At 65.7% G+C, this 24,555-nt stretch carries 23 protein-coding genes; 13 read left to right on the top strand and 10 right to left on the bottom strand.

Annotated elements, in window-relative coordinates; genetic code table 11:
* Positions 1-44 precede the first annotated feature (44 nt).
* The 3 genes from E4487_RS08470 (at position 45) to E4487_RS08460 (ending at position 3,074) form a co-directional block, all read left to right on the top strand.
* Entirely contained in the window at positions 45-1,343 is a 1,299-nt protein-coding gene (locus E4487_RS08470) for a serine/threonine protein kinase (protein ID WP_150608545.1), read from the top strand.
* The gene (locus E4487_RS08465; RefSeq protein WP_037047204.1) at positions 1,336-2,103 is read left to right on the top strand and encodes a VacJ family lipoprotein; all 768 of its coding nucleotides are present in this window, start codon (positions 1,336-1,338) and stop codon (positions 2,101-2,103) included. The genes E4487_RS08470 and E4487_RS08465 overlap by 8 nt, the downstream gene beginning before the upstream one ends.
* 116 nt (positions 2,104-2,219) lie before the next feature.
* Entirely contained in the window at positions 2,220-3,074 is an 855-nt protein-coding gene (locus tag E4487_RS08460; RefSeq protein WP_175253132.1) for a pirin family protein, read from the top strand.
* Positions 3,075-3,080: 6 nt separating this feature from the next.
* Here the strand turns inward: E4487_RS08460 and E4487_RS08455 are convergent, their stop codons facing one another.
* Together E4487_RS08455 and E4487_RS08450 are read right to left on the bottom strand one after the other, a co-directional pair.
* Positions 3,081-4,262, bottom strand: coding sequence for a patatin-like phospholipase family protein (locus E4487_RS08455; RefSeq protein ID WP_134677317.1), 1,182 nt, complete (start codon positions 4,260-4,262; stop codon positions 3,081-3,083).
* Positions 4,263-4,297: 35 nt separating this feature from the next.
* Complete coding sequence (locus E4487_RS08450) at positions 4,298-5,230, bottom strand: lipid A biosynthesis lauroyl acyltransferase (protein WP_175253131.1); 933 nt, start codon at positions 5,228-5,230, stop codon at positions 4,298-4,300.
* Between the two features lie 202 nt (positions 5,231-5,432).
* Between E4487_RS08450 and minC the strand changes: the two genes are divergently transcribed.
* The 7 genes from minC to lpcA all read left to right on the top strand — a co-directional run bounded on the left by minC (position 5,433) and on the right by lpcA (position 10,842).
* Positions 5,433-6,161 carry a septum site-determining protein MinC gene (gene minC, locus E4487_RS08445; protein WP_150608539.1) on the top strand — a complete coding sequence of 243 codons (729 nt, stop codon included), beginning with the start codon at positions 5,433-5,435 and terminating at the stop codon, positions 6,159-6,161.
* 100 nt (positions 6,162-6,261) lie between these two features.
* Positions 6,262-7,077 (top strand): septum site-determining protein MinD, encoded by an 816-nt coding sequence (gene minD / locus E4487_RS08440; protein ID WP_037047179.1) that lies wholly within the window; start codon positions 6,262-6,264, stop codon positions 7,075-7,077.
* A complete protein-coding gene (gene minE / locus E4487_RS08435; RefSeq protein WP_037047177.1) occupies positions 7,074-7,328 on the top strand; it encodes a cell division topological specificity factor MinE in 255 nt (84 codons plus the stop codon). Before minD ends, minE begins: the two co-directional genes overlap by 4 nt.
* A gap of 109 nt (positions 7,329-7,437) precedes the next feature.
* Positions 7,438-8,103, top strand: a complete 666-nt coding sequence (locus E4487_RS08430) for an RluA family pseudouridine synthase (RefSeq protein ID WP_373921509.1) — start codon at positions 7,438-7,440, stop codon at positions 8,101-8,103.
* Between the two features lie 11 nt (positions 8,104-8,114).
* Positions 8,115-8,699 (top strand): trans-aconitate 2-methyltransferase, encoded by a 585-nt coding sequence (locus E4487_RS08425; protein ID WP_175253129.1) that lies wholly within the window; start codon positions 8,115-8,117, stop codon positions 8,697-8,699.
* A gap of 100 nt (positions 8,700-8,799) precedes the next feature.
* Positions 8,800-10,089, top strand: a complete 1,290-nt coding sequence (locus E4487_RS08420) for a M18 family aminopeptidase (protein ID WP_175253128.1) — start codon at positions 8,800-8,802, stop codon at positions 10,087-10,089.
* Between the two features lie 165 nt (positions 10,090-10,254).
* Positions 10,255-10,842 carry a D-sedoheptulose 7-phosphate isomerase gene (lpcA, locus tag E4487_RS08415; RefSeq protein ID WP_037047170.1) on the top strand — a complete coding sequence of 196 codons (588 nt, stop codon included), beginning with the start codon at positions 10,255-10,257 and terminating at the stop codon, positions 10,840-10,842.
* Positions 10,843-10,924: 82 nt separating this feature from the next.
* Here the strand turns inward: lpcA and E4487_RS08410 are convergent, their stop codons facing one another.
* Positions 10,925-11,674, bottom strand: a complete 750-nt coding sequence (locus tag E4487_RS08410) for an AraC family transcriptional regulator (RefSeq protein ID WP_037047169.1) — start codon at positions 11,672-11,674, stop codon at positions 10,925-10,927.
* Positions 11,675-11,956: 282 nt separating this feature from the next.
* Here E4487_RS08410 and E4487_RS08405 point away from each other — a divergent pair, with 282 nt between their 5' ends.
* The 3 genes from E4487_RS08405 to E4487_RS08395 all read left to right on the top strand — a co-directional run bounded on the left by E4487_RS08405 (position 11,957) and on the right by E4487_RS08395 (position 15,605).
* Positions 11,957-12,628, top strand: a complete 672-nt coding sequence (locus E4487_RS08405) for a hypothetical protein (RefSeq protein ID WP_257229373.1) — start codon at positions 11,957-11,959, stop codon at positions 12,626-12,628.
* Positions 12,629-12,689: 61 nt separating this feature from the next.
* A complete protein-coding gene (gene lon / locus E4487_RS08400) occupies positions 12,690-15,086 on the top strand; it encodes an endopeptidase La (protein WP_037047164.1) in 2,397 nt (798 codons plus the stop codon).
* 126 nt (positions 15,087-15,212) lie between these two features.
* Entirely contained in the window at positions 15,213-15,605 is a 393-nt protein-coding gene (locus tag E4487_RS08395; protein ID WP_037047429.1) for a protease inhibitor I42 family protein, read from the top strand.
* 270 nt (positions 15,606-15,875) lie between these two features.
* Here the strand turns inward: E4487_RS08395 and E4487_RS08390 are convergent, their stop codons facing one another.
* The 7 genes from E4487_RS08390 to gudD form a co-directional block, all read right to left on the bottom strand.
* Complete coding sequence (locus E4487_RS08390) at positions 15,876-16,637, bottom strand: ABC transporter permease (protein WP_037047162.1); 762 nt, start codon at positions 16,635-16,637, stop codon at positions 15,876-15,878.
* Positions 16,634-17,563, bottom strand: coding sequence for an ABC transporter ATP-binding protein (locus tag E4487_RS08385; protein WP_047591735.1), 930 nt, complete (start codon positions 17,561-17,563; stop codon positions 16,634-16,636). Before E4487_RS08385 ends, E4487_RS08390 begins: the two co-directional genes overlap by 4 nt.
* 239 nt (positions 17,564-17,802) lie before the next feature.
* On the bottom strand, positions 17,803-18,741 hold the full coding sequence (locus E4487_RS08380) for a 2-hydroxyacid dehydrogenase (protein ID WP_175253126.1): 939 nt from the start codon (positions 18,739-18,741) through the stop codon (positions 17,803-17,805).
* A gap of 58 nt (positions 18,742-18,799) precedes the next feature.
* Positions 18,800-20,218, bottom strand: coding sequence for an FAD-binding oxidoreductase (locus E4487_RS08375; RefSeq protein WP_175253125.1), 1,419 nt, complete (start codon positions 20,216-20,218; stop codon positions 18,800-18,802).
* Position 20,219: 1 nt separating this feature from the next.
* On the bottom strand, positions 20,220-21,776 hold the full coding sequence (gene garD / locus E4487_RS08370; RefSeq protein WP_175253124.1) for a galactarate dehydratase: 1,557 nt from the start codon (positions 21,774-21,776) through the stop codon (positions 20,220-20,222).
* A gap of 23 nt (positions 21,777-21,799) precedes the next feature.
* Positions 21,800-23,125, bottom strand: a complete 1,326-nt coding sequence (locus E4487_RS08365; protein WP_037047146.1) for an MFS transporter — start codon at positions 23,123-23,125, stop codon at positions 21,800-21,802.
* Positions 23,126-23,180: 55 nt separating this feature from the next.
* Positions 23,181-24,530, bottom strand: a complete 1,350-nt coding sequence (gene gudD / locus E4487_RS08360; RefSeq protein WP_134677297.1) for a glucarate dehydratase — start codon at positions 24,528-24,530, stop codon at positions 23,181-23,183.
* Positions 24,531-24,555: the final 25 nt, after the last annotated feature.

Genomic DNA, 24,555 nt, shown 5'->3' with positions numbered 1-24,555 from the left:
AGCGCTTCAATCCCGATGTTCGCTTATTAAAAGGGACTTACCACATGCCCAGCCTTGCCCGACTCGCCGCCCTGCTCGGCGGCCTGGTCTTCTGTGTCTCCGCGACGGCCGCCGATGTGGACGCGCAAAGCTACGGCTATCCGCTGGCCAACCCGTTCGAGGCGACCATCGCCACCACACCGCCCGAACTGCGCCCTGCCCTGCCGGATGACCGTGACATCGACCAGAGCGACTACTCGGTTCGCCTGCGCCCGGACCGGGAGTTCGAACTGCTGGACAACTTCTGGCCGGTGACCAAGCTGCAATACCGCCTGGCCGAGCAGAAGGGCCGCGCGCCGCTGATCTTCATCATCTCCGGCACCGGCGCCAGCTACGCCAGCAGCATCACCGAGTACCTGAAGAAGCTGTTCTATGGCGCCGGCTTCCATGTCGTGCAGCTCTCCTCGCCAACCAGCTACGACTTCATGGCCGCCGCCTCGCGCTTCGCCACGCCAGGCTACAGCCCGGACGATGCCGACGACCTGTACCGGGCGATGCAGGCGGTGCGCGCCCAGCACCCGAAGCTGCAAGTCAGCGAATACCTGCTCACCGGCTACAGCCTCGGTGCGCTGCATGCCGCCTTCGTCAGCCAGATCGACGAAACCCGCCGCGCCTTCAACTTCAAGCGCGTGCTGCTGCTCAACCCGCCGGTGAACCTCTACACCTCGGTGAGCAACCTCGACAAGCTGGTGCAGACCCGGGTGCAGGGCATCGACAACAGCACCAACTTCTATGAGCTGGTGCTGGGCAAGCTGACCCGCTACTTCAACGACAAGGGCTACCTCGACATCAACGAGGCGATGCTCTACGACTTCCAGCAATCCAAGGAAAAGCTCTCCGACGAGCAGATGGCCATGCTCATCGGCACCTCGTTCCGCTTCTCCTCCGCCGATATCGTCTTCACCTCGGACCTGCTCAACCGGCGCGGGCTGATCACCCCGCGCGATTACCGCATCACTGAAAGCACCAGCCTCACCCCGTTCTTCCAGCTGGCGCTGCGCTGCGACTTCGATTGCTACATCGCCGAGCAGCTGATGCCCATGTGGCGTGCCCGCTACGACGGCGGCAGCCTCAACCAGCTGATCGAACAGAGCAGCCTCTATGCCCTCGAGGACTACCTCAGGGGCAGCGACAAGATCGCCGTGATGCACAACGCCGACGACCTGATTCTCGGCAAGGGCGACATCGGTTTCCTGCGGCGCACCTTCGGCGAGCGCCTGACCCTGTACCCGCATGGCGGGCACTGCGGCAACCTCAATTACCGCGTCAACAGCGACGCCATGCTGGAGTTCTTCCGTGGCTAAGCACAGCACCCTGATCATCGCTCTGCTGCTGGCCAGTGCACACGCCTGGGCCGGCGAGGTCGACGCCGACGGCTTCACCAACCCGCTGCAGGACCTGAAATTCAACCCCGGACTGGACCAGCAGGAGTTCGAACGCGCCTCCAGCGACGCACTGCGGGTCTATGACCCGCTGGAACCCTGGAACCGCCGCGTCTACCACTTCAACTACCGTTTCGATCAGTGGGTGTTCCTGCCGGTCGTCAAAGGCTACCGCTACGTCACCCCGAACCTGGTGCAGAGCGGCGTACACAACTTCTTCAGCAACCTGGGGGAGATCCCGACCCTGGCCAACAGCCTGCTGCAGTTGAAGGGGCAGCGGGCGATGAACAGCACGGCACGGCTGCTGTTCAACACCATCATCGGCGTGGGTGGCATCTGGGATCCGGCCACGATGATGGGGCTGCCGCGCCAGGAAGAAGACTTTGGCCAGACGCTGGGCCACTACGGGGTACCCGCGGGCCCCTACCTGATGCTGCCACTGCTGGGCCCCTCCAACCTGCGTGACACCGCCGGGCTGACGGTGGACTACAGCCTGGCGAGCACGGTCAACTATCTCGGCGTGGTCGATGCCAGCCTGAGCGAGGCGCTGCCCATCGCGATACGCGCCGTCGATGAGAGGGCCAACACCAGCTTCCGCTACGGCCAGCTCAACTCGCCATTCGAGTACGAGAAGATCCGCTACTTCTACCATGAGTCGCGCAAACTCAAGATTGCCGACTGAGATACCCTCGCCAAACATCGATCAGTTCGATATTTAGCGCGGGAAAATTGCGACCATCGATCGACATGATCGGCATAGCATGGGCTCATTCCTCGCCTCGAACGGAGCCCAATGCCATGACCCAACAGCGCCGCATCATCAGCATCCAGCCAGGCCAGCCGGCCTCCGACGGCGCCGGCGTGCGCCTCAACCGCGTGATCGGCGGACCGGGCCTGGAGCGCTTCGACCCGTTCCTCATGCTCGACGAATTCGCCACCGACAATCCCGACGACTACATCGCCGGCTTCCCGCCTCATCCGCACCGTGGCTTCGAGACCATCACCTACATGCTCGAGGGGCGCATGCGCCATGAGGACCACCTCGGCAACGTCGGCCTGCTGGGCAGCGGTGGCGTGCAGTGGATGACCGCTGCACGCGGCATCATCCACAGCGAAATGCCCGAGCAGGAGTCCGGCGCCATGCGCGGCTTCCAGCTATGGCTCAACCTGCCAGCCAGGGACAAGCTGGGCGAAGCCGGCTACCGCGACATTCCGGCCGCCGACATTCCACGCCTCGTCACCCGCACCGGCGTGGAGGTGGTGGTGATCGCGGGCGAGTTCGACGACGGCGAACAGCGCCAGGTCGGCGCCGTGCAGCGCCCGCATACCCAGCCACAGCTGTTCGACCTGCGCCTGGCGCCCGGCAGCCAGGTCGCCCCGCGCCTGACCGATGGCCAGCGGGTGATGCTGTACGTCTACGAAGGTCAGCTGCAGCTCGCCGCTGCCAGCGCGCAGACGGTCGGCGCCGGTCGCCTGGTACGCCTGTCCGACGAAGGCCAGCTGCAACTGGCCAGTGCCCAGGGTGCGGGGGTGCTGCTGATCGCGGGCACGCCACTGAACGAGCCCATCGTGCAGTACGGTCCGTTCGTGATGAACAGTCGCGAAGAGATCGAACAGGCGTTGCGCGACTTCCGGGACGGCGTGCTGGCGTAACGCGCGTCAGGCGGGCTGTGTCAGCTCGGTGAGGCCGAGGAAGCGACTCAGCTCGGCCTTGCGCGCCATGGCGTCCTGGTAACCCAGTTCGATCAGTTCGCTGCAGTAGCCGGGCTCGAACAACAGGTAGCTGAGCACCCCGGCGCCGCTGGTCTTGGTCGCCCCCGGACCACGCAGGAACAGGCGCAGCGCGCGGGGCAGCTCACGCTGGTGGCGCGCCGCGATCTGATCCAGCGGCTGGCTCGGGGCGATCACCAGCACGTCCACCGGGTTCAGCCCCAGGCCCCTGGGCCGAAGCTCGGGCGGCACCAGTTCGCTCATCTGGTTGAGCCGTTCGAGTAGTTCGATATCGGTTTCCAGGTTGTCGATGAAGGTGCTGTTGAGCATGTGCCCGCCGATCTGCGCCAGGCTCGGTGGCCGGTTGCTGGAGACCCGTGGTGCCGGCGCCTCCGATTCGCCCTGGGTATTGCCGCTGACACCGATCACCAGCACCCGGCTGGCGCCCAGGTGCAATGCCGGGCTGATGGGCGCCGCCTGCCGCACAGCGCCGTCGCCGAAGTACTCACGGTGGATTCTCACCGGCGGGAAGATCAGCGGGATCGACGCACTGGCCAGCAGATGTTCGAGGTTCAGGCGGGTGGGAATGCCGACACGGCGATGGCGAAACCAGGGGTCGATGGTCGCCCGCCCTTGGTAAAAGGTCACCGCCTGGCCACTTTCGTAGCCGAATGCCGTGACGGCGATCGCCCGCAAGCGGCGATGGCGCACTGCGGCCGCGATGCCGGAGAAATCCAGCTCACGGGCCAGCAACTCGCGCAACGGGGAGCTGTCGAGCAGCGCCACGGGGATGTCGCGCCCGATACCCAACAGGCTGTGCCCCACGAAGCGCGCAGCCTGGCGCAGCACGCCCGGCCAGTCGCTGCGGTACACCATCCGCGTATGAAAGCCCTGCCAGACCGAGGTGAGACGGCGCACCGCCTCACCGAACTGCAACGCACCGCAGGCCAGGCTGACCGCATTGATCGCCCCCGCCGAGGTGCCGACGATGACCGGAAAGGGGTTGTGCGAGGCGTCCGGCAGCAGATCGGCAATGGCCGACAGCACACCCACCTGATAAGCCGCCCGCGCCCCACCACCGGAAAGAATCAGCCCGGTAACGGGCTCGTGAGGGTGGGCAATGACGGTCATCGGGCGGTCCTGTTTTTCGTTGCAGTATAGATGGGCTACTTGCGCGCCCCGTACAGCTTCGGTTCGCCCTCGGGACGCGTCTTGAAGCGTCGGTGCGCCCACAGGTACTGCTCGGGGCAGGCACTGACGACCTGCTCGATCCACTGGTTGATGCGCAGGCAGTCGGCCTCTTCACTGTCCCCGGGGAAATCGGCCAGCGGCGGATGGATCACCAGGCGATAACCGCTGCCATCGGCCAGGCGCTGCTGGGTGAAGGGCACCACGCGTGCCTTGCCCAGACGCGCGAACTTGGTGGTGGCCGTGACCGTGGCGGCCGGTATGCCGAACAGCGGCACGAAGATGCTCTGTTTGCGCCCATAGTCCTGGTCCGGCGCGTACCAGATGGCCCGACCGGCACGCAGCACCTTGAGCATGGCGCGAATGTCCTCGCGCTCGATGGCCGTGGCGTCGCGGTTGTGCCGCTCACGTCCACGGCGCTGGATGAAATCGAACAGCGGGTTGTCGTGCTCGCGGTACATGCCGTCGATGGTGTGCTGCTGGCCCAGCAGCGCCGCACCGATCTCCAGGGTGGTGAAGTGCACCGCCATGAGGATCACGCCCTGCCCGGCGGCCTGCGCCTGCTGCAGGTGCTCCAGCCCCTCGACATGTGCCAGGCGGGCCAGGCGCGATCGGGGCCACCACCAGCTCATGGCCATCTCGAAGAAGGCGATGCCGGTGGAGGCGAAGTTCTCGCGCAGCAGCCGCTCGCGTTCGGCCGCGCTCTTGCCCGGGAAACACAGCTGCAGGTTGCGCTCGGCGATCTGCCGGCGCGGGCCGGCCAGGCGGAACATCAGCCAGCCCAGCAGACGCCCGAGCTGCAGTTGCAGGCGATAGGGCAACTGCACCACCAGCCACAACACGCCGAAACCCAGCCACAGTGGCCAGAAGCGCGGGTGCAGAAAGTAGGCGCGAAAGCGGGGGCGTTCCATGTAGCGGGTCCGGTCACAGGCAGGGCCGCGCATTCTACCCCACTTTGCCGGCCTGACTCGCCAACCAGCCACACGCCATGCGAACGCTGTCAGGGTTTGCCGGTCAATGTCCTGCAACCGGCCTTCGAGTTGCGGTGCGCAGTCGATACCGCTATAAGTCCGGCAACCTTTCGTAGTGCTGCAGAAGTCTCCTCTTTCGACCATGAGCCAAGCCGATCTCCTCGCCCAAGACCCCGTATTCCAGCTCAAGGGCAGCATGCTGGCCATCACCGTGATGGAGCTGGCCCACAACGACCTTGAACGCCTCGACGCCCAGCTGACGGAAAAGGTCGCCCAGGCCCCGGCGTTCTTCAGCAACACCCCGCTGGTCCTGGCGCTGGACAAGCTGCCGGAAGGCGAAGGGCAGCTGGACCTGGCCGAACTGATGGCCGTGTGCCGTCGCCATGGCCTGCGCACCCTGGCCATCCGCGCCTCCCGCGAGAGCGACGTGGCCGCCGCCGAAGCCCTGGACCTGCCGGTGCTGCCGCCGTCCGGCGCGCGCGAACGCCCGCTCGACCCGGCGCCGAAGAAGGTGGAAGAGAAACCCGCCGAACCCGAGCACAAGCCCAGCCGCATCGTCACCACACCGGTGCGTGGCGGGCAGCAGATCTATGCCCAAGGTGCGGACCTGATCGTCCTCGCCCCGGTCAGCGCCGGGGCGGAACTTCTCGCCGATGGCAACATCCATGTTTACGCGCCCATGCGCGGCCGCGCCCTGGCAGGTATAAAGGGCAACGCCAAGGCACGCATATTCTGTCAACAGATGGGCGCCGAAATGCTGTCGATCGCCGGCCATTACAAGGTCGCCGAAGACCTGCGACGTGACCCGCTGTGGGGGGATGCCGTCCAGGTCAGCCTGTCGGGTGACGTGTTGAACATCACCCGCCTTTAACGGATACTGCGGCCATTTTTCAGGGACACAGAAAGGGCATCTGGAAGCCTTAAATGGCCACGGATTCCCGCGTTATCTTCTTTTTTTGGGGTGAATCACCTTGGCCAAGATCCTCGTAGTCACTTCCGGCAAGGGTGGCGTCGGTAAAACCACCACCAGCGCTGCCATCGGCACCGGCCTCGCCCTGCGCGGGCACAAGACCGTCATCGTCGACTTCGACGTCGGTCTGCGTAACCTCGACCTGATCATGGGCTGCGAACGCCGCGTGGTGTACGACTTCGTCAACGTCGTCAACGGCGAAGCCACCCTGACCCAGGCCCTGATCAAGGACAAGCGCCTGGAAAACCTCTACGTGCTGGCCGCCAGCCAGACCCGTGACAAGGACGCGCTGACCCAGGAAGGCGTCGAGAAGGTCATCGCCGAGCTGTCGGAGAACTTCGAATACGTGGTCTGCGACTCGCCAGCCGGTATCGAGAAAGGCGCGCACCTGGCGATGTACTTCGCCGACGAAGCCATCGTCGTGACCAACCCGGAAGTGTCCTCGGTGCGTGACTCCGACCGCATGCTCGGCCTGCTGGCGAGCAAGTCACGCCGCGCCGAGAAAGGCGAGGAGCCGATCAAGGAACACCTGCTGCTGACCCGCTACAACCCCGAGCGCGTGACCAAGGGCGAAATGCTCGGCGTCGAGGACGTCGAGGAAATCCTCGCCATCCGCCTGCTCGGCGTCATTCCCGAGTCGCAGGCCGTGCTCAAGGCTTCCAACCAGGGTATCCCGGTCATCCTCGACGACCAGAGCGATGCCGGCCAGGCTTACAGCGACGCCGTAGACCGCCTGCTGGGCAAGGACATGCCGCATCGCTTCCTCGATGTGAAGAAGCAGGGCTTCCTGCAGCGCCTATTTGGAGGTCGAGAATGAATATTTTCGACTTCTTGCGTTCGCGCAAGAAGGAAACCACAGCATCCATCGCCAAGGAACGCCTGCAGATCATCGTGGCCCACGAACGTGGCCAGCGCAGCCAGCCCGACTACCTGCCTGCCCTGCAGCAGGAGCTGGTCGCGGTGATCCGCAAGTACGTCAACATCGACCAGAAGGACGTGCAAGTCGCTCTGGAAGACCAGGGTAGCTGCTCGATCCTGGAACTGAACATCACCCTGCCGGATCGTTGATCGACACCGGCGGCGCTCACGGCGGCTTCGGCCGCCGTGTTCATTTGTAGCAACACGCACCTGCACGAGCGGATCATCCGCGTCGCTTGCGCAGCCAGACACATCGCGAATCCGTTCGCTCCGACACCAGCCACAGCCCATGCCGCTAAGCCAGATCGAAATCGTTCACCAGGACGCCGCCCTGCTGGTGATCAACAAGCCCACCCTGCTGCTGTCGGTGCCTGGCCGCGCCGAGGACAACAAGGACTGCCTGGTCACCCGCCTGCAGGAAAATGGCTACCCCGAGGCACGCATCGTCCATCGGCTGGACTGGGAAACCTCCGGGATCATCGTGCTGGCGCGCGACGCCGACAGCCACCGCGAGCTGTCGCGGCAGTTCCACGACCGTGAGACCGAGAAGGCCTATACCGCACTGTGCTGGGGCCAGCCCACGGCCGACAGTGGCAGCATCGACCTGCCCCTGCGCTACGACCCACCGACCAAGCCGCGCCATGTCGTCGACCACGAACTGGGCAAGCACGCCCTGACCCACTGGCGCATTCTCGAGCGCTGTGGCGACTGGTGCCGGGTGGAGCTGACGCCGATCACCGGGCGCTCGCACCAGCTGCGCGTGCACATGCTGTCCATCGGCCACCCGCTGCTCGGCGACCGCCTCTATGCGCACGAACAGGCCCTCGCCGCCCACGAGCGCCTGTGCCTGCACGCCAGCATGCTCGCCCTCACCCACCCGCAAAGTGGCGAGCGCATGCGCTTCGAGTGCCCGGCGCCGTTCTGAGCCGCCGACGAATGAGTGACAAGCGCTATTACGACCGCACCCAAGGGGCTCCCGCCTGGCCGGCACTGCTGATGGCGCTGGATGCAAGCACCAGAACGACAGGATTTGCCATCGATCTGGGCTGTGGTGCCGGCCGCGATACGCTAGAACTGTTGCGCCGGGGTTGGGAAGTTCTGGCAATAGATCGCGAAAAACAGGCCATTGCGCGTCTGTGCCAACAGCTACAGACAGATCAAGCGCCACGACTGCAGACTCTCTGCGAACACTTTGAGCATTGTGAACTGCCGCCAGCCGACCTGATCAACAGCGCCTTCGCCTTGCCTTTCTGCCATCCCAAGGAGTTTCCCCATCTTTGGCAACGCATAAGCCACGCTTTAAAGCATGACGGTCTGTTCTGCGGTAACTTCTTCGGCCCTGACGACGACTGGGCGAGCGCTGATCTGAGCATTCTCGACAAACAGTCCGTAGAGAACCTCTTTGCCGGCTGGGAACTGCTCCATTTCGAGGAAATTAACCGTCAAGGAAGCACCGCTCGTGGCCACACCAAGCACTGGCATCTGTTCTCGGTCGTAGCGCGCCGAAAGTACGCCAGATAGCCGTGCTGGATAGACGCCAACTATCGCCCCAAACGAGTGCATAGCCGGCACAGCGCGATGCAAATTGGTTAAACTGCGCCATCGCTGTCTGGAGCCATGCATGCGCGAAGAACTCAATATCGGGCTGATCGACTTTCTCAACGCCTCTCCCACGCCTTTCCACGCGACCACCAGCCTGGCCATGCGCCTGGAAGCGACCGGTTATCGCCACCTGGACGAACGCGCGACCTGGCATCTCGAGACCGGCGGCCGCTACTACGTGACCCGCAACGACTCGTCGCTCATCGCCTTCAAGCTGGGCAAGCGCCCGGCCCTCGACGGCGGCCTGCGCCTGGTCGGCGCCCATACCGACAGCCCCTGCCTGCGGGTGAAACCCAGCCCGGAGCTGCAGCGCCAGGGCTACTTCCAGCTCGGCGTGGAGGTCTACGGCGGCGCCCTGCTCGCACCCTGGTTCGACCGCGACCTGTCGCTGGCCGGCCGCGTCACCTACCGGCGCGACGGCAAGGTGGAAAGCCAGCTGATCGACTTCTACCAGCCGATCGCCGTGATCCCCAACCTGGCCATCCACCTCAACCGCGAGGCCAACCAGGGCTGGGCGATCAACCCGCAGACCGAGCTGCCACCGATTCTCGCCCAGCTCGCCAGCAGCGAGACCGCCGACTTCCGCGCCCTGCTCGCCGAACAGCTGGCCATGGAGCATGACTTCAACCCGGACGCGGTACTCGACTACGAGCTGAGTTTCTACGACACCCAGAGCGCCGCCATCGTCGGCCTCAACCAGGACTTCATCGCCAGTGCGCGCCTGGACAACCTGCTGTCGTGCTACGCCGGCCTGCAGGCGCTGATCGACTCCAGCGACGAAGAAACCTGCGTACTGGTGTGCACCGATCACGAAGAGGTCGGCTCCTGCTCGGCCTGTGGCGCCGACGGCCCCTTCCTCGAACAGGTACTGCGCCGCGTCCTGCCGACAGGCGAGGGTTTCGTCCGCACCATCCAGCGCTCGCTGCTGGTCTCGGCCGACAACGCCCATGGCGTACACCCGAACTACGCCGACAAGCACGACGGCAACCACGGCCCGAAACTCAACGCCGGTCCAGTGATCAAGATCAACAGCAACCAGCGCTACGCCACCAACAGCGAGACTGCTGGTTTCTTCCGCCACCTGTGCCTGGAGAACGAAGTACCGGTGCAGAGCTTCGTGGTGCGCAGCGACATGGGCTGCGGCTCGACCATCGGCCCGATCACCGCCAGCCAGCTGGGCGTGCGTACGGTCGATATCGGCCTGCCCACCTTCGCCATGCACTCGGTTCGCGAACTCGCCGGTAGCCATGACCTGGATCACCTGGTGAAAGTCCTGACCGCGTTCTACTCGAGCCCCGAGCTGCCCTGAACACCTGTTGAAATCCGCTGCGCTTCAGCCCTGCCGTGCTGCACCGGCTGAAGCGCCAGCCCGGTCGAAATGCCGATTTACAACGCGTAAACTCCGCTTTCTCGCCAGCTTTCGCCTTGCATGGCTCTGGCTCGCGAAACTGCCAAAGAGGTTCCAAGACCTGCCATGATCGAACATATCCGCAACAGCCTGCAGGAAGCCCAGCGCGCGCTGGAAGCCTTCCTCGGCAACGAACAGACCCTGGCCAACATCCAGCGTGCTGCCGAGCTGCTGGTCGAGAGCTTCGAGCACAAGGGCAAGGCCTTCTCCTGCGGCAATGGCGGCTCGATGTGCGACGCCATGCACTTCGCCGAGGAACTGACCGGACGCTACCGCAGGAACCGCCCCGGCATCGCCGCCGTGTCGATCAGCGACCCCAGCCACATCAGCTGCGTGGCCAATGACTTCGGCTACGACTTCATCTTCTCGCGCTACATCGAGTCGCACGGCCGCGAAGGCGACGTGCTGATCGCCATCAGCACCAGCGGCAAGAGCCCCAACGTGGTCAAGGCCGCCGAAGCCGCCAAGGCGCTCGGCGTGAAGGTGATCGCCCTGACCGGCAAGCCCGGCTCGCTGCTGGAAGGCCTGGCCGATGTGTGCATCTGCGCCCCCGGCGGCGACTTCGCCGACCGTGTACAGGAACTGCACATCAAGGTGCTGCACATCCTCATCGAGCTGATCGAACGCAAGCTGAGCCCGCAGAACTACGCCTGAGCAAGCCCCGGCGTGTCGTCATTCCCGCTCAGGCGGGCGTGACGACGGCGGTTGCAGACTGTTGCTCAGGCGTTATCGCACTCTAAGCCGCACGTACCCGCTTGGGCGTCAGCCCCAGGTAGCGGCGCATCGCGGTGGTCAGGGCGCTCTGGCTGGAGAAGCCGCACTCTTCGGCGACCCGTACCAGCGGCAGGTTGCTCTCGCGCAGCAGGCGGGCAGCCCGGTCGAGACGGGTCTTGAGCAGGTACTGGTGCGGGGTGAGGCCGACGCTGTCCTTGAACTGCGCATGGAAGTGGCTCGGACTCAGGCACATCACTTGGGCCAGCTCGGCAACGCTGATGCGCCGCGCCAGGTGCTCGCCGATGTAATGATCGAGGCGCTGCAGGTCCAGCACGCCCTGTGCCGGACGACGCTGTTCGCCGAACAGCCGCAGGTGCAGCGCACGCAGCAGCACGCCGCCGATGGAGCGCGCCAGGATCGAGTCGCTGCCGTAGCGCTCCAGCTCGGAGCCGGCGTAATTGAGCAGGTTCTGGAAGTCGACATCGAGCGCCGGGTAGCAGGGTTTCTCGAACAGGCGGTGAAGCAGTTCGAGGTCCTCGCTGGGCGTGTCCTGCTCGTCCAGGTCGAGAATCAGCATGCGATTCTCGCCCATGCCGGCGAACTGATGAGCCGCATCACCGGGCACCAGGCAGGCACGCATGCGGCAGACCTCCCCACCACGGCCACCGACCTCGAATTCGGCACGACCGACCAGGGACATCACCAGTTGATGATGATCATGGGCATGTTCATGGGCCTGTTCATCCAGGCGGATCACACGGGCTTGCAACATAACGGCAGACTGACAGCACGAAACAAGGGTTGCACTTTACTCTTTTCCGCAAGAAAACGCCGCAACCACCCATCAGCAACAAGGTTGCACCTTTAGCAACCCATACACCATCAGGCACCCCGGCATGGTCGCCTGCTCCATTTCCGTGCAGTGCGACAGGCGCGTACTGCCGGAATCCGCCCCCCTCTGCGGCTGGCAGGGGAGTTGCTTCATCGAAGGATGAACCTGCACGCCGCCCTCACGAGCCTCCATGAGTCATGCCGCCTCTTCGCCGTCGCCCTGTTGATCACCCTGTTGGCATTGAGCTTCTGGCTGACCCAGCGCCAGGAGGCCCGCCAGCAGTCGGCACGCCTGCAGCAGCACAGGCAGGTCGCGCAGCGCTGTCTGGACCTGCTCCAGGCACTGCAGCTGCATCGCGGGCTGGGAGCCATGCAGGGTGCCGGGAACCTCGAGCAGCGCACGCAAGTGGCCCGGCAGCTCGACGACCTGTGGCTGAACTGGCCCGGCGCCAGCCTGCAGCTGCCAGCCCTGCAGCAGGACTGGCCGCAGCTACGGCGCAAGCCCGGCGACTTCGACGCGCATTGCCGCCTGATCGAAGCCCTGCTGGCGGTGATCGAACAGCTCGAAGACCGCCTCTATCGCCACGACCACCCTGCCATCCGCGGCCTGGGCGAAGCCTGCCGCTCGCTCGAGGACCTCTCTCGCCTGCGCGGCCTGGCGGTTCGCGCAGCGAGCTACGAGCGCTGTCCGCCGGGGCTGCAGATGCAGCTGCGCTTTCTCTGCGAGCGCCTGCTGAGCCAGCAGCAAGCGCCGCCGTTGCAGGCCCTGATCGAGCGCCTGCAGACCGAGCTGATCGAGTCCTCTCAGGTGCAACTGAGCCCGGATGACTGCTTCGCCCTGCTCACGCCGTTGATCGAACAACGCCTGCAGGGTATTCGCCTGGGCCTGGATTGAAGCGTTGAAAACCTGGCGCTGCCGCCCCATGTAGCAAGCAACGTGCAAGCAAAGGTGCTCCATGAACGATCAGGACATCCACCCCGAAGCAGTCGACGAAACCGTACAGCCTGGCGCGACCGGCCTGGTTCTGCCCGCGCAGCGACTGCCGGACAAGCTCTACATCATCCCCATCAACAACCGCCCGTTCTTCCCGGCGCAGGTCCTGCCGGTGATGGTCAACGAGCACCCATGGGGGCGCACGCTCAAGCGCGTGGAGAATACCGAGCACAAATCCCTGGCGGTGTTCTACGTCGACACGCCGCCCGACGAGCACGGCGAGTTCGACCTCGACAGCCTGCCGGAGCACGGCACACTGGTGCGCCTGCACCATGTCAGCGAGGAAGGCGGCAAGCTGCAGTTCGTCGCCCAGGGCCTGACCCGTGTGCGCATTCGTGGCTGGCTCAGCCGCCGTGGCCCGTACCTGGCCGAGGTGGAGTACCCGCAGGCGCCTGCCGATCCGCGCGACGAGGTCAAGGCCTACGCCATGGCGCTGATCAACGCGATCAAGGAGCTGCTGCCGCTCAACCCGCTGTACAGCGAAGAATTGAAGAACTACCTCAATCGCTTCAGCCCCAACGAGCCGTCGCCGCTCACCGACTTCGCCGCCGCCCTGACCACCGCTTCCGGCCATGAGTTGCAGGAGGTGCTGGACACCGTGCCCATGCTCAAGCGCATGGAGAAGGTGCTGCCGCTGCTGCGCAAGGAGGTCGAGGTCGGCCGCCTGCAGAAGGAGCTGTCGGCCGAGGTCAACAAGCAGATCGGCGAGCGTCAGCGCGAGTTCTTCCTCAAGGAACAGCTGAAGCTGATCCAGCAGGAGCTGGGCATCAGCAAGGACGACAAGAGCGCCGACCGCGAAGAGTTTCTCGCTCGCCTGGAAGGCAAGACCCTGACGGCCGCCGCGCAGAAGCGCATCGACGAAGAACTGAACAAGCTGTCGATCCTGGAGGCCGGCTCTCCTGAGTATGCCGTCACCCGCAACTACCTCGACTGGGCCACCGCCCTGCCCTGGGGCATCCAGGGCCAGGACAAGCTCGACCTCGGTCACGCACGCAAGGTGCTGGACAAGCACCACGCCGGCATGGACGACATCAAGCAGCGCATCACCGAGTTTCTCGCGGTCGGCGCCTTCAAGGGCGAGATCGCCGGCTCCATCGTGCTGCTGGTCGGCCCGCCCGGCGTGGGCAAGACCAGCATCGGCAAGTCCATCGCCGAATCCCTCGGCCGGCCGTTCTACCGCTTCTCGCTGGGCGGCATGCGCGACGAGGCCGAGATCAAGGGCCACCGCCGCACCTACATCGGCGCCATGCCCGGCAAGCTGGTCCAGGCCCTCAAGGAAGCCGAGGTGATGAACCCGGTGATCATGCTCGACGAGATCGACAAGATGGGCACCAGCTACCAGGGCGACCCGGCCTCGGCATTGCTGGAAACGCTGGACCCGGAGCAGAACGTCGAATTCCTCGATCACTACCTGGACCTGCGCCTGGACCTGTCCAAGGTGCTGTTCGTCTGCACCGCCAACACCCTCGACTCGATTCCCGGGCCGCTGCTCGACCGCATGGAGGTGATCCGCCTGTCCGGCTACATCACCGAGGAAAAGCTGGCCATCGCCAAGCGCCACCTGTGGCCGAAGCAGCTGGAAAAGGCCGGCGTACCGAAATCACGCCTGGGCATCAGCGATGCCGCCCTGCGCGCGGTGATCGAGGGCTACGCCCGTGAAGCCGGCGTGCGCCAGCTGGAGAAGCAGCTAGGCAAGCTGGTGCGCAAATCCGTGGTGAAACTGCTGGACGACCCCGAGGCGAAGATCCGCATCGGCGCCAAGGACCTGGAAGAGGCCCTCGGCATGCCGGTATTCCGCAACGAGCGGGTACTCGCCGGCACCGGGGTGATCACCGGGCTGGCCTGGACCAGCATGGGTGGCGCCACCCTGCCGATCGAGGCGACGCGCATCCACACCCTCAATCGCGGCTTCAAGCTCACCGGGCAGCTCGGTGACGTCATGAAGGAGTCGGCGGAGATCGCCTACAGCTACGTCAGCTCACACCTGAAGCAGTTCGGCGGCGACCCGAGCTTCTTCGACCAGGCCTTCGTCCACCTGCACGTGCCGGAAGGCGCCACGCCCAAGGACGGTCCCAGCGCGGGGATCACCATGGCCAGCGCCCTGCTCTCCCTGGCACGCGACCAGGCGCCGAAGAAAGGCGTGGCCATGACCGGTGAGCTGACCCTCACCGGCCAGGTCCTGCCGATCGGCGGTGTGCGCGAGAAGGTCATCGCGGCGCGCCGGCAGAAGCTGCATGAGCTGATCCTGCCGGAAGCCAACCGCGGCAGCTACGAAGAGCTGCCCGACTACCTCAAGGAAGGCCTGACGGTGCACTTCGCCAGACGCTTTGGCGACGTGGCCAAGGTGCTTTTCGAATAGCCGCTGACGGCCAGCTTCAAGCTGCAGGAAAGAGCGGCGCGCGCTTCGGCTTGTCGCGTGCAACCTGTAGCTTGAGGCTTGCTCGTGCGGCTATGCTGAGCCAGGTTTCATCGATTGGAGTTCATCATGCACGCCCCCTTGCGCCTGCTCACCCTGTCCGCCCTGGCACTGCTCACGGCCTGCGCCCATCAGTCCGGCACGCTGGAGCTGAAGAAGGATCGGCAGTGCCCACTGACGCTGACCAAGGGCCAGTTGCTGATTCTCAGCCTGCCCAGCAACCCCACCACCGGCTTCCGCTGGATGCTCCGCGACACGGCGACGAACGTGCTGCAAAGCCTTGGCCCGGAGGTTTACACCAACCCGGAGGATGCCGGTCTGGTGGGCGCAGGCGGTATCTCCACCTGGCGCTTCAGCGCCCGTGAGCCGGGCGAGGGACGCCTGCTGCTGACCTACCAGCAGCCCTGGGAGCCGAGCGTACCGCCCGCGGATACCTTCGACTGCGAACTGCGGGTGAAGTGAGACAGACGACTGCTCAGGCTGGATCGCGCCTTGTCGATCCGGCCTGGCGGTGGATGTGAAAAGCGACATCCACCCCACGCCGTCTGTGAGAGGGCTTCAGCCGCGACGACTCGTAGGGCGGGTGCAACCCGCCACCTATTCATGGCGGGTTTCAGCCGCCCTACCGGCTGAACATGGGCAGGGCATGATGCCCTCGCGCCCTCGTTTCGCGGCTGCAGCCGCTCCTACAGTTTGAGGCTCGCACGACGTTAGCCGAGCACAGGCGCGGCATCAGCTCTTGAGGCGGTAACCGCTCTTGAAGATCCAGCCCACCAGGGCGATGCACAGCAGCAGGAAGCCCAGCACCATCGCCAGGCTGACGCCGACGTTGACGTCGGACACCCCGTAGAAGCTCCAGCGGAACGCACTGATCAGGTACACCACCGGATTGAACAGGGTCACCGTCTGCCAGGTCGGCGGCAACATGCTGATGGAGTAGAAGGCGCCGCCCAGGAAGGTCAGCGGCGTGACGATCAGCGCGGGCACGATCTGCAGCTTCTCCCAGCCATCCGCCCAGACGCCGATGATGAAGCCGAACAGGCTGAAGGTCAGCGCCGTGAGCAGCAGAAACGCCACCATCCACAGCGGGTGCTGGATCTCGAAGTCGACGAACAGCCGTGCGGTGATCAGGATCACCACGCCGAGGATCACCGACTTGGTCGCCGCCGCACCGACGTAGCCGATGAGAATCTCCAGGTAGGAGACGGGCGCCGAGAGAATCTCGTAGATGCTCCCCGAGTACTTGGGCATGTAGATGCCGAACGAGGCGTTGGAGATGCTCTCGGTCAGCAGCGCCAGCATGATCAGCCCGGGAATGATGAAGGCGCCGTAGCTCACGCCCTGCACCTGGGTCATGCTCGAGCCGATGGCCGAGCCGAACACCACGAAGTACAGCGACGTGCTGATCACCGGGGTGGCGATGCTCTGCAGCAGGGTGCGCCAGGTGCGCGCCAGCTCGAACAGGTAGATGGCCTTGATGGCATACAGGTTCATGCGCGCGCCTCCTTGATCAGACCGACGAAGATCTCCTCCAGCGAGCTCTGGCTCGACTGCAGGTCCTTGAAATCGATGCCGTGCTGCGCCAGATCACGCAGCAGTTCGGCGATGCCGGTGTTTTCGTGCTGGGCATCGAAGGTGTACACCAGCGCATGGCCCTGGTCCGCCAGTTCCAGGCCGTAGCGCGCCAGCTCCGCCGGCACGCAGGACAGCGGCTGCTGCAGTTGCAGGGTCAGCTGCTTCTTGCCCAGCTTGTGCATCAGCACCTGCTTGTCCTCCACCAGCACGATCCTTCCGGCACTGATCACCCCGATGCGATCGGCCATTTCCTCGGCCTCCTCGATGTAGTGGGTGGTCAGGATGATGGTCACGCCGCGCTCGCGCAGGCGCCGCACCATGTTCCACATATCGCGACGCAACTCGACGTCGACACCGGCGGTGGGCTCGTCGAGAAAGAGGATCTGCGGCTCATGGGAGAGCGCCTTGGCTATCATCACCCGGCGCTTCATGCCGCCAGACAGCTCCATGATCTTGGCGTTGCGCTTGTCCCACAGCGAGAGGTCCTTGAGCAGCTGCTCCAGGTAAGCCGGATCGGGCTTCTTGCCGAACAGGCCACGGCTGAACTTGACCGTGGCCCACACGGTTTCGAACACGTCGCTGACCAGTTCCTGCGGCACCAGGCCGATCTGCGAGCGGGCCGCACGGTAGTCGCGGACGATGTCCTTGCCGCCGACCAGCACCCTGCCCTCGCCGGGGTTGACGATGCCGCAGATGATGCTGATCAGGGTGGTCTTGCCAGCACCATTGGGGCCGAGCAAGGCGAAGATCTCGCCCTGGCGAATGTCCAGGTCGATACCCTGCAGGGCCGGGTGGCCCGATGCATAGGTTTTGTTCAATTGTTCGATGGTAATGACCGACTGCACGGTGACTGATCCCTTGCCTGCGGAAAACACCGCAGTCTACAGGGCTTGTGCGGCCCGATCATCGCGCGGCATGAAAAACGGCGCACTTGTGGTGCGCCGGGATGCAGCAGGAGAGGAAAGAAACGATCGCCGCGCTTGTGGCGCGGCAACGATAGGCCAGGCAGCGATTGCCAACCCGGCGTATTCAGAACCGCAGGGCGGGTGAAACCCGCCGCCCTGGTTGGCGGGTTGCAACCGCCCTACAACGGAGTCAGCAGCGTGCCGGTGTCGATATAGGCACGCAGGTTGTCCAGCACCAGGTCGGCCATCTGCTGGCGTGTCTCGACACTGGCACTGCCGACGTGCGGCAGCAGTACCACGTTGTCCAGCTCGCGCAGCGCCGCCGGCACCTGGGGTTCCTGCTCGTAGACGTCCAGACCGGCCCCGGCGATCACATTGTGCTGCAAGGCGTCGATCAGCGCCGGTTCGTCCACCACCGAACCACGCGCCACGTTGATCAGGAAACCATCGCTGCCCAGCGCCGCGAGCACCGCCGCGTCGATCAGGTGATGGGTCGCCTTGCCACCGGGGCAGGTCAGCACCAGGAAGTCCGCCCAGCGCGCCAGCGCCAGCAGATCCGGCTCGTGCTGGTAGCTGCTGCCCGCGACCGGGCGTCGGTTGTGGTAGCGCACCGACATGGAGAAGCCCGACGCCCGCAAGGCCACCGCCTCGCCGATGCGCCCCATGCCGACGATGCCCAGACGCTTGCCACTGACCCGCCGCCCCAGCGGGAACGCCGCACCGTTCCAGGCACCGCTGCGGGTAAAACGGTCGGACTCGCTCAGACGCCGGGCGCTGTCGAGCATCAGGCCGAAGGCCAGGTCGGCGACACAGTCGTTGAGCACATCCGGGGTGGTGCTGATGGCGATGCCGCGATCACGCAGCAGCTCCAGCGGATAGGGGTCGTAGCCAACGCCGAAGCTGCTGATCACCTCGAGATTGGGCAGCAGCGCCAGCTGCTCGGCGCTGCAACCGAAGCGCGCCGACGACACCAGGTAGCGAAACCGCTCGCCCTGCTCACGCAGGAAGGCCAGCGGATCGGCCTGCTGCCACAGGGCGCTGACCTCGTACCGCTCGGCCAGCTCACGATTGAAACGCTCGCTCAGCGGCGCGACTTGCAACACTCGGACCTTGCTCATGATGCCTCCTCTCTCGTCGGTCTGTGGACGCCGTCAGCGGCGTGGATATCGGTCGGGTTCACAACAGCTTGCCCGGGTTCATCAGCCCGGCGGGATCGAGTGCCTGCTTGATGCTGCGCATCAGCTCCAGTTCCAGCGGTGCCTTGTAGTGCTGCGCCGCCGCACGCTTGGATTGCCCCAGGCCATGCTCGGCACTGATGCTGCCGTCATCCTCCAGGGTCGAGTCGTAGATCACCCGCATGATCGCCTCGGCCTGGGCCTTGAAGGGCGCATCGTCGCTGTCGGGCGGCTTGCTGATGTTGTAATGCAGGTTGCCGTCGCCAACGTGACCGTAGGCCACGACGCGCACGCCGGGAAAGGCCTGCTGCAGCGCACGGTCGGTACGCGCGATGAAGTCGGGGATGCGGCTGACCGGCACGCTGATGTCGTGCTTGAGGCTCGGCCCCTCGTGGTTCTGCGCCTCGGAAATGCCTTCGCGCAGCGCCCACAGGGCCTCGACCTGGGCCTGGCTGCCGGCGACCACGGCGTCGAGCACCAGCGCCTGTTCGAAGGCTTCGCCCAGGCCCTGCTCCAGCAGGTCGTTCAACGCGGCATCGGGCTGGGTGTCGCTCAGCTCGATCAGGACGTACCAGGGATGCCCTTCGGCGAAGGGATCGCTGGCGCCCGCGACATGGCGCAGGACGAACTCCAGGCTTTGCCGCGACATCAGCTCGAAGCCGGTCAGGCGGTCGCCGCACAGCCCGCACATCTGCCCGAGCAACGTCACGGCTGCCTGCGGACTGGGCAGGGCGACCCAGGCGGTGGTCAGGCTGCGCAGCGCCGGGAACAGCTTGAGCACGGCAGCCGTGATGATGCCGAGCGTGCCTTCGCTGCCGATGAACAGCTGCTTGAGGTCGTAGCCGGTGTTGTCCTTGCGCAGGCCGCGCAGGCCATCCCAGATGCGCCCGTCAGGCAGTACCACCTCCAGGCCGAGCGCCAGGTCGCGCATGTTGCCGTAGCGCAGCACGGCCGTGCCGCCAGCGTTGGTCGCCAGGTTGCCGCCGACCGTGCAGCTGCCTTCGGCGCCCAGCGACAGCGGGAACAGACGACCGACCTCGGCTGCCGCGTCCTGCAGCTGTTGCAGGAACACGCCGGCCTCGACGGTGATGGTGGCGTTGGCCACATCCACCTCGCGAATGCGCTTCAGACGGGTCAGCGACAGCACCATCTGCGCCCCCGACGCATCCGGAATCGAGCCGCCACACAGGCCGGTATTGCCGCCCTGCGGCACCAGCGCGACGCCGGCCTGCGCGCACAGGCGAACCGCCGCCGCGACCTCCTCGGTCGTGCCCGGGCGCAACACCGCCGCAGCCTGGCCACGGTAGGCGTTGCGCCAGTCGCTGAGGTAGCTCTGCATGCGCTCGGCATCGGTGATCAGGCCGGCCTCGCCCAATGCGTCGCGCAGAGCCGGGAGCAGGTCTTCGGGAAGTCGTGTCATCTCAGGTCACCGGCGCCGGGTTGAAGAGCACCAGGTCATTGTGCAGACGCAGGCGCTCGGCACAGGCCTGCTTGCGGCCACTGGCAATGTCCAGGTAGAGCTGGAAGATGTGCCAGCCCATCTGTTCCAGGGTCATGCGTCCGGAGAGGATCTGCCCGGCGTCGACGTCGATCAGGTCGGGCCAGCGCTCGGCCAGCTGGGTGCGCGTGGCCACCTTGATCACCGGCACCATGGACAGCCCGTAGGGCGTGCCGCGCCCGGTGGTGAAGATATGCAGGTTCATCCCCGCCGCCAGTTGCAGCGTGCCGCAGATGAAGTCGCTGGCCGGCGTGGCGCAGAACCACAGGCCCTTGCCGCGAATGCGCTCGCCCGGCGCGACCACCCCGGCGATCGGGCTGTTGCCGGACTTGGCGATCGAGCCCATGGCCTTCTCGACGATGTTGTTCAACCCGCCCTTCTTGTTGCCCGGCGTGGTGTTGGCACTGCGGTCGGCCATGCCGCGCTGCAGGTAGCGGTCGTACCAGTCCATCTCGCGGATCAGCGCATCGGCCACCTCGACGCTGGCGGCACGCGGAGTGAGCAGATGGATACCGTCACGCACCTCGGTGTTCTCGCTGAACATCACCGTGGCACCGGCGCGCACCAGCAGGTCGGCGGCCACGCCCAGGGCCGGGTTGGCGGTGATGCCGGAGAAGGCGTCGCTACCACCGCACTGCATGCCCACCACCAGCTCGCTCGCGGGCACCGTTTCGCGGCGGCGCAGGTCGAGGACCTGCAAGCGCGCCTCGATCATGCCCATGATCTGCTCGACCATGCCGGCGAAGCCGCTGCCGGAGTCCTGCAGGCGGAACAGCCAGTCCTCCTCGTCCATGCCGTTGGTCAGCAGGTCGCCATCCATCAGCTGGCTGGCCTGCAGCTTCTCGCAACCGAGGCTGATCACCAGCGCCTGGCCAGCGAAGTTGGGATTGCGGCTGATGTTGTACAGGGTGCGGATCGGCACCACGGCATCCGGCGCATTGATCGCCACGCCGCAGCCATAGCTGTGCGACAGCGCCACCACGTCATCGACGTTGGGGTACCTGGGCAGGAGTTCCCGGCGCACCCGCTCGACCACGTGATCGAGCACGCCGACCACGCACTGCACGGTGGTGGTCACGCCGAGGATGTTACGGGTGCCGACGCTGCCGTCCGGGTTGCGGAAGCCCTCGAAGGTGTAGCCTTCCAGCGGTTCGCTGGGTGCGGCCTTGATGGTCGCCTTGGGCAGGTTGTCGAGCAGCGGCGGCTCGGGCATGCGCAGCACCTGCTCGGTGACCCAGCTGCCAGCGGCGATGGGCTCGAGGGCATAGCCGATGACCTCGCCGTAGCGCACCACCTCGGCGCCTTCGGCGATGTCCTGCAGCGCCACCTTGTGGCTCTGCGGAATGCCGCAGGTGGCCGCAAGGCCATCGTCGAAGCGGCCGCCGGCGGCCACACCCTGGTCGTTGACCACCACGCCGACGTTGTCGCTCGGGTGCAGGCGGATGTAACGGGGCGAATCCTGATGGGGAATCAACTGCATGGATGGGTTCTCCTGTTTTGCGCTCAGGCCGCCGCGCTGCGGCCATCGGCCGGCAGCTCGAGCCTGTGAATACGACCGACGATAAGGGTAAAGCCGACAACCGCGAGCAGGGCATTGGCGCCGACATACAGCAGCGCGCCGTCGAACGAGCCGGTGAGGCTGACCAGGTAGCCGATGATGATCGGCGTGGTGATCGCCGCCAGGTTGCCGAAGGTGTTGAACAGCCCGCCGCACAGGCCGAGGATCTGCCGGGGCGCGGTGTCGGCGACCAGCGTCCAGCCCAGCGAGCCCAGGCCCTTGCCGAAGAAGGCCAGGGTCATCAGCGCCACCACCGCGGCGTCGCTCTCGACGAAGATGCACAGCACCAGGCTGCACGACAGGAGCAGCCCGAACACGCTGGGCAGCTTGCGCGCCAGGGTCAGCGAATGGCCACGGCGCAGCAGGCCGTCGGACAGCAGCCCGCCGAGCACACCGCCGATGCAGCCACTGATGGCCGGCACCGCGGCGGCGAAACCGGCACCGACGATGCTCATGCCGCGAGCCTGGATCAGGTACACCGGAAACCAGGTGAGGAAGAAATAGGTGATGGCGTTGTTGCAGTACTGCCCCAGGTAGATGCCGAGCAGGGTGCGCTGGGTCAGCAACAGGCGCAGGTGACGCCACTGCGGGCCGCCGGCGCCACTGCGCTGGTCGAGGTCGACCAGCGCCCCGCCCTGCTCCAGCAGCTGCAGCTCCGCCGCGCCCAGCAGCGGATGCTCGCGCGGGACGTAGAGGTTCTTCAGCCACAGCAGCGACAGCGCCAGGCCCAGGCAACCGAGAATGATGAAGACGAATTGCCAGCCGAGGGCCTGCACCACCCAGCCCATCAGCGGCGCGAACAGGGCCGTGGCGGCGTACTGCGCCGAACCGGCGATGGCCGTGGCGGTGGCGCGCTCGGCCGAAGGGAACCAGGACGCCGTGACCCGGGCGTTGCCCGGAAAGCACGGCGCGCCAGCGAACCCCACCAGCAGGCGCAGGAGGAACAGACTGCTGACGGCCCAGGTGGTCGGCAACCAGCCGACGAAACCCTGCAGCAGGGTCAGCAGCGACCAGGCGAACAGTGCCAGGGTGTAGACCGGCTTGGTGCCGAAACGGTCGAACAGCCAGCCACCGGGAATCTGTCCGATCACATAGGCCCAGCCGAACGCCGAGAAGATATAGCCGAGGGCTACCGCATCGATACCCAGGCCGGCCTGCAGGGCAGTACCGGCAATGGACAGGCTGGAGCGGTCGGCAAAGGTGACCGTGGTCACCAGGAACAGCATCAGCAGGATGCGGTAACGCACCCGGCCGGATTGGGCGGCTTGCATCTGGACGACTCGCGGCAGGCTGGCAAAGCCCGGCCTCGGGGCCGGGCCTGCCGATTCAACGCACCAGGCAGGGCTTCTTGTTGTTGAAGCTCCAGCCCGGGATCAGGTACTGCATGGCGCTGGCGTCGTCGCGCGAGCCCAGGCCCCTGGCCTTGTACAGCTCGTGCGCCTGCGCCAGCGCATCCCAGTCCAGCTCAACGCCCAGGCCAGGGCTCGATGGCACCTGTACCAGGCCACCTTCGATGCGCAGCGGGTTGCGCGTCAGGTGCTGGCCGTCCTGCCAGATCCAGTGGGTGTCGATGGCCGTGACGCGTCCCGGCGCCGCAGCGGCGACGTGGGTGAACATGGCCAGGGAGATGTCGAAGTGGTTGTTGGAGTGCGAGCCCCAGGTCAGTCCCCAGTCGTTGCACATCTGCGCCACGCGCACGGAACCGGCCATGGTCCAGAAATGCGGGTCGGCCAGGGGGATGTCCACCGATTGCAGGGAGATGGTGTGGCCCATCTGCCGCCAGTCGGTGGCGATCATGTTGGTCGCGGTCGGCAGGCCGGTGGCACGACGGAACTCGGCCATCACCTCCCGTCCGCTGTAGCCGTTCTCGGCGCCACAGGGGTCCTCGGCGTAGGCCAGCACACCATGCAGGTCACGGCACAGGGCAATGGCTTCGTCCAGCGACCAGCCGCCGTTGGGGTCGAGGGTCACACGCGCCTCCGGGAAGCGCGCCGCCAGGGCGCGAATCGCCTCGACCTCGGCCTCGCCATGGAGCACGCCGCCCTTGAGCTTGAAATCGTTGAAGCCATAGCGGGCGTGCGCGGCCTCGGCCTGACGGACGATGGTCTCCGGGGTCAGCGCGGTCTGGTTGCGCACACGGAACCATTCGTCATCGGCCTCGGCCTCGTCGCGGTAGCCGAGATCGGTCTTGCCCTTGTCGCCGACGAAGAACAGGTAGCCGAGCATCTCCACCGCGTCGCGCTGCTGGCCCTCGCCGAGCAGCGCCGCCACCGGCACACCGAGGTGCTGGCCGAGCAGGTCGAGCAACGCCGACTCCAGCGCGGTGACCGCATGGATGGTGATGCGCAGGTCGAAGGTCTGCAGGCCACGGCCACCGCTGTCGCGGTCGGCGAAGGCACGGCGCACCTGGTTGAGCAATGCGTTGTAGTTGCCGACCGGCTGGCCGACGAGCAGCGCGCGGGCGTCTTCGAGGGTCTTGCGAATGCCCTCGCCGCCGGGGACTTCGCCGACACCGACGTGACCGGCGCTGTCCTTGAGAATGAGGATGTTGCGGGTGAAATACGGACCATGGGCACCGCTCAGGTTGAGCAGCATGCTGTCCTGACCGGCGACCGGTACGACTTGCAGCTCGGTGATCAGCGGGGTGCCGATGGCGGCAGGCGTCTGTGAATTCATCAAGGTTACCCTGTTGTTCTTATGG

The sequence above is a fragment of the Pseudomonas sp. BMW13 genome, from assembly GCF_013357275.1.
GTDB lineage: Bacteria > Pseudomonadota > Gammaproteobacteria > Pseudomonadales > Pseudomonadaceae > Aquipseudomonas > Aquipseudomonas khazarica.
This window is presented reverse-complemented; position numbering and strand designations above follow the sequence as displayed.

Excerpts from the sequence above, each read along its gene's own strand:
- E4487_RS08395 (WP_037047429.1), top strand. The coding sequence starts at position 15,213 with ATGCACGCCCCCTTGCGCCTGCTCACCCTGTCCGCCCTGGCACTGCTC.
- E4487_RS08460 (WP_175253132.1), top strand. The coding sequence starts at position 2,220 with ATGACCCAACAGCGCCGCATCATCAGCATCCAGCCAGGCCAGCCGGCC.
- lon (WP_037047164.1), top strand. The coding sequence starts at position 12,690 with ATGAACGATCAGGACATCCACCCCGAAGCAGTCGACGAAACCGTACAG.
- E4487_RS08450 (WP_175253131.1), bottom strand. The coding sequence starts at position 5,230 with ATGGAACGCCCCCGCTTTCGCGCCTACTTTCTGCACCCGCGCTTCTGG.
- E4487_RS08390 (WP_037047162.1), bottom strand. The coding sequence starts at position 16,637 with ATGAACCTGTATGCCATCAAGGCCATCTACCTGTTCGAGCTGGCGCGC.
- E4487_RS08420 (WP_175253128.1), top strand. The coding sequence starts at position 8,800 with ATGCGCGAAGAACTCAATATCGGGCTGATCGACTTTCTCAACGCCTCT.
- E4487_RS08455 (WP_134677317.1), bottom strand. The coding sequence starts at position 4,262 with ATGACCGTCATTGCCCACCCTCACGAGCCCGTTACCGGGCTGATTCTT.
- E4487_RS08425 (WP_175253129.1), top strand. The coding sequence starts at position 8,115 with ATGAGTGACAAGCGCTATTACGACCGCACCCAAGGGGCTCCCGCCTGG.
- E4487_RS08380 (WP_175253126.1), bottom strand. The coding sequence starts at position 18,741 with ATGAGCAAGGTCCGAGTGTTGCAAGTCGCGCCGCTGAGCGAGCGTTTC.
- minE (WP_037047177.1), top strand. The coding sequence starts at position 7,074 with ATGAATATTTTCGACTTCTTGCGTTCGCGCAAGAAGGAAACCACAGCA.
- lpcA (WP_037047170.1), top strand. The coding sequence starts at position 10,255 with ATGATCGAACATATCCGCAACAGCCTGCAGGAAGCCCAGCGCGCGCTG.
- E4487_RS08470 (WP_150608545.1), top strand. The coding sequence starts at position 45 with ATGCCCAGCCTTGCCCGACTCGCCGCCCTGCTCGGCGGCCTGGTCTTC.
- E4487_RS08365 (WP_037047146.1), bottom strand. The coding sequence starts at position 23,125 with ATGCAAGCCGCCCAATCCGGCCGGGTGCGTTACCGCATCCTGCTGATG.
- minC (WP_150608539.1), top strand. The coding sequence starts at position 5,433 with ATGAGCCAAGCCGATCTCCTCGCCCAAGACCCCGTATTCCAGCTCAAG.
- garD (WP_175253124.1), bottom strand. The coding sequence starts at position 21,776 with ATGCAGTTGATTCCCCATCAGGATTCGCCCCGTTACATCCGCCTGCAC.
- E4487_RS08410 (WP_037047169.1), bottom strand. The coding sequence starts at position 11,674 with ATGTTGCAAGCCCGTGTGATCCGCCTGGATGAACAGGCCCATGAACAT.
- gudD (WP_134677297.1), bottom strand. The coding sequence starts at position 24,530 with ATGAATTCACAGACGCCTGCCGCCATCGGCACCCCGCTGATCACCGAG.
- E4487_RS08375 (WP_175253125.1), bottom strand. The coding sequence starts at position 20,218 with ATGACACGACTTCCCGAAGACCTGCTCCCGGCTCTGCGCGACGCATTG.